Genomic DNA, 10,500 nt, shown 5'->3' on the forward strand with positions numbered 1-10,500 from the left:
GAGGGGAGACCCTTTGAAAAGATCCAAATTCCGGATGCCTACCGCCTATACCATTTTGTTCCTGCTCATCATTCTGGTGGCCATCGCCACCTGGTTCATCCCGGCGGGGGCCTATGAATATGTGGACGGCGTGCCGGTGGCGGGGACCTACCACGAGGTGGCCCCCAATCCCCAGGGTGTGGGTGATGTGCTGAAGGCTGCGTTCTCCGGCTTTTACGACGCTGTGGACGTCTGCGTATTCATTTTGATGGTGGGCGGCTTCCTGGGCGTAGTGATGAAGACCGGCGCAGTGGATGCGGGCGTCAGCAATGTCATCCGCCTGCTGGACAACAGGGAAAAGTGGCTCATCCCGATTTTGATGCTTCTCTTTGGCCTGGGCGGCACCACTTACGGCATGTGGGAGGAGACCATGGCCTTTTACCCCCTGCTGATCCCCGTGTTTCTGGCCGCGGGCTATGACGCGGTGGTGGGCATCTCCGTGATCCTGCTGGGGGCCGGAGCCGGCGTCATCAGCTCCACGGTGAACCCCTTTGCCACGGGTATCGCGGCGGGGTTCGCCGGGGTATCCCTGGGGGACGGCATCCTGCTCCGCGTTCTTCAGTGGATCGTATTTGAAGGCGCGGCCATCTGGTTTGTCATGGCCTATGCCGCCAAGGTGAAGAAAAATCCCTCTAAATCCGTGGTGGGCGTGGGCGCCGGCAAGATCAAGGTGGCCATGGACGAGACCGTGCCCTTCAACACAAAGCGGAAGATCATCATGGCCCTGTTCACCCTGGCCTTTCTGGTGATGATCTACGGCGTGATCCCCTTTGACGAGATGGGGCTGCCCCTGCCGGTATTGGGGTGGTGGTTCCCGGAGCTGTCGGCACTGTTTCTGGCGGCGGGCATCATCATCGGCCTCATCGACGGGCAGCGGGAGGACGAGATCGCCGAAACCTTTGTGGCGGGCTGCGCGGACCTGCTGGGTGTGGCGTTCATCATCGGCATCAGCCGGGGCATCACCGTGCTGATGAACGACGGCGGCATCACCGATACCGTTCTCCACTGGGGCGAGGACGCGCTGGCGGGCGCCGGACCCATCAGCTTTGTCCTGCTGGTATATCTCATCTACCTGCCCCTGACCATCCTGATCCCGTCCTCCTCCGGCCTTGCCACATTGTCGGTGCCCATTATGGCGCCCCTGGGCAAGTTCGCCGGGGTGGGGGGAGATTTGGTGGTGACGGCGTTCCAGTCCGCCTCCGGCCTGGTGAACATCATCACCCCCACGGCGGCGGTGGTCATGGGCGCCCTGGCCCTGGGCCATGTGCCCTATGACCGCTGGGTCAAATACGTGTGGAAGCTGATCCTGTATTTTCTTCTGCTGACCATGGCGTTTTTGGTGATAGGCGTTATCATCGGATGATTGAAAGACACGCGGGCGCTGATGCGCCCGCGTGTCTTTTTCAAGATCTCCAGAGTTTTCGCGGACAGATGCGGGGAACCTTTATACAGCGTATGCGTCAGAAATGGAAATATTCATTTTTATATACAGAATGCTCTGGGGGATATCTATAAAAACAACAAATAATCCTTGGAGACAACGGGGAATTTTCAACGGAAACGTAGAAACGGGTCAAATAAATATACATTTTTTTTGTAAAAGTATTGACAGGAGAGGCGGGGAGTGATAAGGCATCCACAGTCAGCGGGAGGAAATCATTCCCTCCCGGCGGCACTGGAAATTGACGCTCCCCACAAGGGGGAGGAAATTGATTGGAAAAGGAAGATTGCATCATGAAAAAGCTGTTTGCACTGTTGCTGACTTTGGCAATGGTCCTGTCTCTGGCCGCCTGCGGCGGAAAGGACGAACCCGCCCCCGACACCCAGGAGGATCCCGCCAACAACACGGAGATCCAGGAGCCTGCCGAACCCACCATCACCACGGTCGTTGCTGGCAAGCTGACCGTGGCCACCAGCCCCGACTTCGCGCCCTATGAGTTCTATGCTGTGGATGAGAACGGAAACGCAAACCTGGCCGGTTTTGACATGGCCTTGGCCCAGTATATTGCCGATTATCTGGACTTGGAACTGGATGTGATTCCCATGGATTTTGACGGCGTGCTGAGCGAAGTTACCGCCGGCAACGTGGACTTGGGCATGGCCGGCCTGTCTCCCGATCCCGAGCGTATGGATGCTATGGACTTCTCCGATATCTACTACATGGGCGGCCAGTCTCTGGTAGTCACCCAGGCGAACAAGGACAAGTGGTCCGCGCTGGAAGAACTGAACGATCCCTCTCTGAGCATTGGTGCCCAGCTGGGTTCCATTCAGTATAACCTGGCTGTGGAGAACACCCCCGACGCTGACATCATTCAACTGGCAAAGGTGACGGATGTTGTCTCTGAGCTGCTGGGCGGCAAGCTGGATGCCGGCTTCATCGAGACCGTTGTGGCGGAGAGCTATGCCAAGAACTACCCGGATCTGTATGTGGCCTTCGACGTTCCCTATGATGTGGAGGGTTCCTCCATCGGTGTGGTGAAGGGCAATGAGGCTCTGCTGGCCGGTGTCAACGAGGCCATTGCCGCCGCTCTGGCCGATGGTTCCATGGACGACTTTGTGGCTGAGGCCAATGAATTGGCTTCTGGCGACATCATTGAGGGTTTGGTTGGCTGATCCCCTAAAATTCCGTTATGTATCCGCAATTCCTCCCCGTAAGAGCGCGGGGAGGAATTGCGCGTTCAAGAAACAGCCCCCGAAAGGAGTTGCGCGATGAAAATCTCAGCGGCAGGCTTTGAAAAAGTGTGGCAGTATTCCCAAATGTTTAAGGAGGGCATGCTCTGCACCATCTATCTCTCTTTGTTTACGGTCATTCTGGGCTTTTTGCTGGCCTTGGTGCTGGCGACCATGCGGATGACCAATTTCCGCCCCTTCCGCACATTGGGATTGGACAAGGATGGGCATCTCCGGGACGGGGGGTTCCTGCTGCTCCTGAGCAGGTTTAACCCCATCAGCTTTATTGCCACGATCTATGTGGAGGTCGTGCGGGCCACACCTATGCTGGTGCAGCTGTTTATCGTGTATCAGGTGGTTTTCAATAAGAATGTCATCAATCTTCCCTCTGTGACAATCCTGGGCTTTATCAGACTGGACCGGTTCCTGCCCGGCGTCATTGCGCTGGCACTGAATTCCGGCGCCTATTTATCTGAGATCATCCGGGCCGGCATCCAGTCTATTGACGGCGGCCAGACCGAGGCGGCCCGTTCTCTGGGCCTGACCCAGGGGCAGAATATGATACACATCGTATTGCCCCAGGCCATCAAAAACATCCTGCCTGCTATCGGCAATGAGTTTGTCACCATTATCAAAGAGTCCGCTATTACATATACCATTGGCGTCCAGGATCTGATGGCTGCGGTGAAGGCTGCTCAGGCCGGGACCTTCCTGGTATTGGAACCGCTGCTGGTGGTGGCGGCGATGTATTTCTGCCTGACCTTCCCTACCTCCAAGGTCATTGCCTACTTTGAAAGGAGAATGAGCCGTGGCGACAAGAGATAGTCTGATCCAGGTCACTGATCTGAAGAAATACTACAACAAGGGCGCCATCAAGGCCCTGGACGGCGTGACGGTGGACATCAACCGGGGCGACGTGATGGTGGTCATCGGCCCCTCCGGCTCTGGCAAATCCACCTTTCTCCGCAGCTTGAACCTGCTGGAGGAGCCCACAGGTGGTTCCATCATCTTTGACGGCGTGGATATCACGAAAAAGAAGGTGCGGAATGCCGAGGGCAAGCTGGTGAAGCTGGATATCGACCAGCACCGGCAGAAGATGGGCATGGTGTTCCAGCACTTCAACCTCTTCCCCCATATGACGATCCTGGACAATATGACGCTGGCTCCCATCAAGGTCAAGGGCATGGCGAAGGCTGAGGCCGAGGAGAAGGCGCTGGCCCTGCTGGACCGGGTGGGGCTGAAGGACCGTGCCGGGGCGTATCCCATCCAGCTCTCCGGCGGCCAGAAGCAGCGTGTGGCCATCGTCCGGGCCCTGGCCATGGAGCCGGAAGTCATGCTCTTTGACGAGCCCACCTCCGCCCTGGACCCCGAGATGGTGGGCGAGGTGCTGGAGGTCATGAAGCAGCTGGCCCTTGAGGGTATGACCATGGTGGTGGTCACCCATGAGATGGGCTTCGCCCGGGAGGTGGGCAACCGTGTGCTGTTCATGGCGGACGGCAAGCTGCTGGAGGAGGGGCCTCCGGCGGATATCTTCGGCGATCCCAAGCACCCCAGACTTCAGGACTTTCTGAGCAAGGTCCTGTGACCGGGACCGCTATTCAAATCAACAGGATAGGAGAGGGCACGCACTTTCGTGCGTGTCCTTTTTCGCAGGCAGAACAATATAAGAAAAAGAGGTATCGTCATGACAAAAGAAAAGCAGGCGGCGATCCGCACTGTGGAGGAAAAAGCGGGACTGGTGGCAGAGGTGGCGGACCACATTTGGGAGTATGCCGAGCTGTCCCTCCAGGAGGAGAAGTCCGCCGCATTGTACTGCAAAGTGCTGGAGAGTGAGGGCTTCCGGGTGGAAAAGGGGATCTGCGGGATCCCCACGGCCTTCTCCGCGTCCTATGGCAGCGGACGGCCCGTCATCGGCATCCTGGCGGAGTACGACGCGCTGTCCGGCCTGTCCCAGAAAGCGGGCAGCGTGGAGCGGGAGGAACTGGTCCCCGGCGGCTGCGGCCACGGCTGCGGCCACAATCTGCTGGGTGCGGGGGCCTTCGCGGCGGCTCTCGGCGTCAAGGCGTATCTGGAGGCGGCGAAACAGTCCGGGACCGTGGTGCTCTACGGCTGCCCCGGCGAAGAGGGCGGCGCGGCCAAGGCCTTTATGGCCAGGGATGGCCTGTGGTACGGCCTGGACGCGGCGCTGACCTGGCATCCGGAGGACACCAACGAGGTCGTCACAGGGTCCACCAACTCCTGCATCCAGACCCAGTACAAATTCACCGGCATCGCCGCCCACGCCGCCGGAGACCCGGACCGGGGCCGCAGCGCCCTGGACGCGGTGGAGCTGATGAACATCGGCGTGCAGTTCCTGCGGGAGCACATGAGCGACAAGGCCCGTATCCACTATGCCATCACTGACGCCGGCGGGCGCAGCCCCAATGTGGTCCAGCCCAGGGCCAGCGTGCTGTATATGGTGCGGTCCAATCACGTGGCGGAGGCGGTGGAGCTGCAAAAACGGGTGGATCAGATCGCGGAGGGCGCGGCGCTGATGACGGGAACCACCTATGAAAAGCAGTTTATCGACGGCCTGGCGGATACCGTGACGAACCATACGCTGGAAAATGTGCTCTACCGGAACTTTCGGGAGCTGGGCGTGCCCGGCTATACCCCGGAGGAACACGCCTTTGCGGATGCCCTCTCTGCCACATATCCCGGCGGCGACGGCGTGCCGGGCATCGGCAGCCGGTATGACGCCGGTTACGCGGACCAGGCCAAAGCCCTGCGGACCAGGGCGGGCCACGCCATGAATGATTTCCTGCTGCCGCTGTACCAGGGGGAGGCCTTCCGGCCGGGCTCCACGGATGTGGGCGACGTCAGCTGGCAATGCCCCACGGCCCAGATCCAGGTGGCGGCGTGGCCCAACGGCTGTCCGGGCCACAGCTGGCAGAACGTCTCCTGTGACCGGACGGAGATCGGACATAAGGCGGCGGTCCATGCCGGCAAGGTGCTGGCGGCAGCTGCCGTCGATCTGCTGACAGATCCCGCGCTGCTGGCTGAGGCGCGGGCGGAATTCCAAAAGCGGGCGGAGCCAGGATACGTCTGCCCGATCCCGGCGGATGCCGTGCCGGTGGTCCCGGATTGAGGGAAAGCCCCTGCGCGTTTGCGCGGGGGCTTTTTGAATAATTGGGGATTATACAAAATTTTATTAAGATGAACAAAAAATTTGTTTGCTTTTGCGGGGAGATGTGGTATCATGGGATCGTACCCCGAAAATCAACAAGGAGGCGTTTCCCATGAAGACCCCAGCATCCAGCCGGGACCTGCTGTTTCAGTTCCATGGAGTCCCGCCCTTTGGCACATCCGTATCCCTTGCGCTCCAGCATCTGGTGGCGATGATCGTAGGCTGCGTGACACCGCCGATCATCATCGCGGGCGCCATCGGCCTCTCCCAGGCGGACCGGGTGCTGCTGATCCAGGCGTCCCTGGTGATGTCCGCCGTGTCCACCCTGCTGCAGCTGTACCCCATTGGCGGACGGTTCGGCTCCGGCCTGCCGGTGATCCTGGGTGTCAGCTTTGCGTACGTACCCAGTATGCAGGCCATCGCGGCCTCCGGCGGAGGCGTGTCCGCCATTGCGGGCGCCATGCTGGTGGGCGGCCTGGTGGCGATCCTTGTGGGCATATTCGTGAAGAAGATCCGCCTGCTGTTCCCGCCGGTCATCACTGGAACAGTGGTGTTCACCATCGGCCTGTCGCTGTATCCCACCGCCATCAACTACATGGCGGGCGGCACGGCGAACACCTATGAGGCAGTCACGGCCAAGAGCCTGCCGGAGGCGCTGGTATACGGCTCCTGGCAGAACTGGCTGGTGGCGGCCCTGACGCTGGCGGCGGTCATGATCCTGAACCACCACGGCAGGGGCCTCTGCAAGCTGGCCTCCATTCTATTGGGGATGATCTTCGGCTACATAGTGGCCCTGTGTTTCGGCATGGTGAGTTTTGCCGACGTGGGGACGGCGGCCTGGTTCTCTCTGCCCCGGTTCATGCACTTCGGCGTGACCTTTGACGCGCCCAGCTGCGTGGCAGTGGGGCTTCTGTTTGCCATCAACTCCATCCAGGCCATCGGCGACTTTACCGCCACCACCGTGGGCGGCATGGACCGGGACCCCACGGACGGCGAATTGCAGGGCGGCATCATCGCCTACGGCTTCAGCAATATCCTGGCGGCGCTGTTGGGCGGACTGCCCACGGCGACCTATTCCCAGAACGTGGGTATCGTCAGCACCAATAAGGTGGTGAACCGGACGGTGTTCGCCCTCACCGGCGGCTTTTTGCTGCTGGCGGGCGTGTCGCCCAAGTTTGCGGCTCTGCTGACTACGATCCCCCAGTGCGTGCTGGGCGGCGCCACCATCACCGTGTTCTCCACCATCGCCATGACGGGCATGAAGCTCATCGCCTCCCAGGAGCTGACGGCCCGGAACACCACCATCGTGGGCCTGTCCGCCGCTTTGGGCGTGGGCATCTCCCAGGCCAGCGGCGCGCTGAGCCAGTTCCCGGACAGCTTTACCATGATCTTCGGCAAATCCCCAGTGGTCATCGCCACGCTGATGGCGGTGCTGCTGAATCTGATCCTGCCCAAAGAGGCGGCATGAAAACCGACTGCTTTTGACAGAGTACCGCGAGGTGTGATCGTTTAGACCGCACCTCGCGGTTTCTTATGGAGCGGATGAAGCCGGCAGGGAAGTCTGCATGTAGCTGAAAGGTTTTTAGGAAAAAGCCCTGCAAAATTGACGAAAACCACAAATAAACAACGCGAATTCTGTGAGATCCCGCAAGGAAATGCGGTTGACTTTATAGTTCGGAAAAACATGATACTGGTGTTGGAAATAAACTGGGATGAATTTTTGGGGAGGACGGAACATGGAAGACACAGGACGAAGAGACCGCTGCTGGGCAGTCATTGATTTGGATATCGTGCGTCAAAATGTGCAGGCCATCAAACGCCGGATTCCGGATACCTGCGCGTTGATGGCCGTGGTAAAGGGGGATGGATACGGACACGGCATCATTCCCATGGCACAGGCGTGCGCGGACGCTGGCGCGGAGTGGCTTAGCACGGCAACGCTGGAGGAGGCGGTCTGTCTGCGGGAAAGTGGCATCATGCTTCCGATTCTGATTTTGGGTGTCACGCCGCCGGAACGAGGACCGGAACTGTTCCGTTTTCGCCTGACACCGGTTGTTCCCTCTTTAGAATACGCAAAAGCATTGGCGCAGGCATTGCGCGGCTCCAATGGCCGGCTTTCCGTACACATCGGCGTAGATACCGGGATGGGACGTTTGGGATGGTGGGTCCAGCCGGAGACAATGCCCGAGATATGCGATGACATTGCACAGATCGGACAGGAGCGGGCGCTGAAAATCGAGGGGATCATGACGCATCTGTCATCAGCCCGGGGCAGTGATCCAACGGCGCTTGCCTATACCCGCCAACAGCTGGAACGATTTCAGCAGCTGTGCGGGGCTTTGAAAACAAGAGGCATTGCACCGCTGTACAGACATGCGATCAACAGCGGGGGACTGATGCATCACAGCGACTTTGCTATGGAGATGGTCCGGATCGGGCACCTGCTGTACGAACCACTCGCTGGCGCGGAGGACTTTGGCCTGCGGCCGGCCATGGAGATCAAGACGACCATTGCCTATATAAAGGAACTGCCTGCGGGTGCCTGTGTGGGATATGGACGGAGCTGCCGGCTTACCCGGCCCGCGCGAATTGCGGTTCTGAACATCGGATACTGCGATGGATATCCCGGCTGCCTCTCCAATAAGGGGGTCCTCCTGGTGCATGGGACCCGGGTCCCTGTAGTAGGAAGCGTCTGCATGGACCAGATGATGGTCGATATCTCGTCAGTGCCGGAGGCGGCGGTGGGGGATACGGTTACCATCGTTGGCCGGGACGGGGATGATGCGCTCACCATGGAGGATATCTCGCGGCAGGCAGATGGAATGATGGATGGACCTATCAGCATACATCTCACGAACCGCATGCCGCGCTATTATAAACACCAGTCCCGTCTGGCCGGATATCGGCAGATACAGGAAAGACTTGTGCCGCTTAATGACGAAGTTGCCCTCTGATTTGTTGAAAAATTTGGCGATTGTCAGCAAAAAGAATGGACAACCGCACTTGAAAAAGTATGACAGCAGTGTTACTATACAATACAGATTGTAAAGGCAGCTATTACAGAGACGACCGATTGTACAGAGGCCCGTTTCGAATAAAGACCATGAAAACCGCTGTCGTGCAAATTTGAAGGAGGTCTATTATGAAACAGACAGAGTGCACCAAATGGGTGGAGCGGGACAAAAAGGTGGTCGCCCCGTGCTCCCATCTCTCCTATTTTCCGCTGGTCGTTGAATCCGCCGACGGAGATATCATCAGAGATGCGGATGGAAATGAATTCATCGACTTTTTGACCAGCGCGTCCTCCCTGAACCTGGGCAGCCGCCATCCGGCGGTCATGAAGGCCATTGAAAAGCAGATCACGCAGTGCACGCAGTACACGGCGGCCTATACCTACAACAAGCCGATGATCGAATACGCCGAACGCCTCACTTCCGTGTACCCCGGCGGCGTGGAGGCCAAAATCTGCTTTGGCAACTGCGGCTCTGACGCCAACGACGCCGCCGTCAAGTTCGCAAGAGCCTATACCGGCCGTCAGAAGATCATCACCTTTGAGAACTCCTACCACGGGAACACCTACGGCTCCTCTACGCTCTCCGCGTGTTCCACCAGAATGAGCAAGGGCATGGGTCCCTTCCTGCCGGAGGTCTATCACTTCCCCTTCTATGGCGAAATGGATGTGGACGACAGCTGCAAGACCTGCGTGGGCGAGATCAAGGCGGCGTTCGAGTCCTATCTGCCCCCCCAGGAGGTTGCGGCGGTCATCATCGAGCTGATGCAGGGCGACGGCGGCCTGCACATGGCCCATCCCCGTTTTATCCAGGAGCTGTATGCCCTGTGCAGAGAGCACGGCATCCTGTTCATCGCCGAGGAGGTCCAGCAGGGACTTTTCCGGAACAAGCACTGGTTCAGCGTTGAGAATTACGAGGGCGTCATTCCGGACGGCATTATCATGGGTAAATCCGTGGGTGCTGGGCTGACTCTGGGCGCCTTCATGGCCCGGAAGGAGATCATGGACTGCCTGCCCGCCCCCGCCCATCTGTTCACCATGGGCGGCAACCACCTGGCCTGCGCGGCCGGCGTGGCGGCCTTCGACTATATGAAGTCCGAGGAGTTCCAGAACATTCTGGAGGTCAATATGAAGCGGATCGCGGAGCTGTGCTCCCAGACCGTCCATGAAAAGGGCCACCGCTGCCTGAAGTTCTATCGGGGCAACGGCATGTCCTACGGCATCGCCGTGGCGGACCCGGAGACGGGAGCGCCGGATTTGGAGGGCACTTTCAAGATCCTGTACCGGTGCTATGAATACGGCCTGCTGATCATCTCTGTGGCCGGAAACATCCTCCGCATCCAGCCGCCGCTGAATATCACCATGGAGCACCTGGAGAAGGGCTTTGAGATCCTGAACCGGGCCGTTGAAGACTTTGAGACCGGGAAAATCCCGGACGACGTGCTGCGCTACCGCAACGGCTGGTAAGGCGCTGGCTCTCCTTTAAAATGTATTCTGCGGACCGGCATATCCTCACTTTGGAGATATGCCGGTCTTTTTTGTTAAACGAAAACCACGTGCTATGCGCGTGGTTCCAAAAAGGTTTTACCTATGAGTAAAAATCGAAAAACGCATG

8 protein-coding genes are annotated in these 10,500 nt (G+C 58.9%); all 8 read left to right on the forward strand.

Features of this window, described 5'->3' with window-relative positions; all coding sequences use genetic code 11:
- Positions 1–13: 13 nt before the first annotated feature.
- The 8 genes from Q0Z71_RS07340 (at position 14) to Q0Z71_RS07375 (ending at position 10,352) form a co-directional block, all read left to right on the forward strand.
- Entirely contained in the window at positions 14–1,402 is a 1,389-nt protein-coding gene (locus tag Q0Z71_RS07340; protein WP_298020196.1) for a YfcC family protein, read from the forward strand.
- A 371-nt stretch (positions 1,403–1,773) separates the two neighbouring features.
- Complete coding sequence (locus Q0Z71_RS07345; protein ID WP_298020199.1) at positions 1,774–2,652, forward strand: transporter substrate-binding domain-containing protein; 879 nt, start codon at positions 1,774–1,776, stop codon at positions 2,650–2,652.
- Positions 2,653–2,748: 96 nt separating this feature from the next.
- Positions 2,749–3,534, forward strand: coding sequence for an amino acid ABC transporter permease (locus Q0Z71_RS07350; RefSeq protein ID WP_298020202.1), 786 nt, complete (start codon positions 2,749–2,751; stop codon positions 3,532–3,534).
- A gap of 19 nt (positions 3,535–3,553) precedes the next feature.
- On the forward strand, positions 3,554–4,294 hold the full coding sequence (locus Q0Z71_RS07355; protein ID WP_363316691.1) for an amino acid ABC transporter ATP-binding protein: 741 nt from the start codon (positions 3,554–3,556) through the stop codon (positions 4,292–4,294).
- A gap of 99 nt (positions 4,295–4,393) precedes the next feature.
- On the forward strand, positions 4,394–5,836 hold the full coding sequence (locus Q0Z71_RS07360) for a M20 family metallopeptidase (protein ID WP_298020208.1): 1,443 nt from the start codon (positions 4,394–4,396) through the stop codon (positions 5,834–5,836).
- Between the two features lie 151 nt (positions 5,837–5,987).
- Positions 5,988–7,343: a uracil-xanthine permease family protein gene (locus Q0Z71_RS07365; RefSeq protein ID WP_298020211.1), complete on the forward strand. Its 1,356-nt coding sequence runs from the start codon at positions 5,988–5,990 to the stop codon at positions 7,341–7,343.
- A gap of 268 nt (positions 7,344–7,611) precedes the next feature.
- The gene (gene alr, locus Q0Z71_RS07370) at positions 7,612–8,829 is read left to right on the forward strand and encodes an alanine racemase (RefSeq protein ID WP_298020214.1); all 1,218 of its coding nucleotides are present in this window, start codon (positions 7,612–7,614) and stop codon (positions 8,827–8,829) included.
- A 188-nt stretch (positions 8,830–9,017) separates the two neighbouring features.
- On the forward strand, positions 9,018–10,352 hold the full coding sequence (locus Q0Z71_RS07375; protein WP_298020217.1) for an aminotransferase class III-fold pyridoxal phosphate-dependent enzyme: 1,335 nt from the start codon (positions 9,018–9,020) through the stop codon (positions 10,350–10,352).
- Positions 10,353–10,500 lie beyond the last annotated feature (148 nt).

The sequence above is a fragment of the uncultured Dysosmobacter sp. genome (assembly GCF_947631635.1).
Taxonomy (GTDB): domain Bacteria; phylum Bacillota; class Clostridia; order Oscillospirales; family Oscillospiraceae; genus Oscillibacter.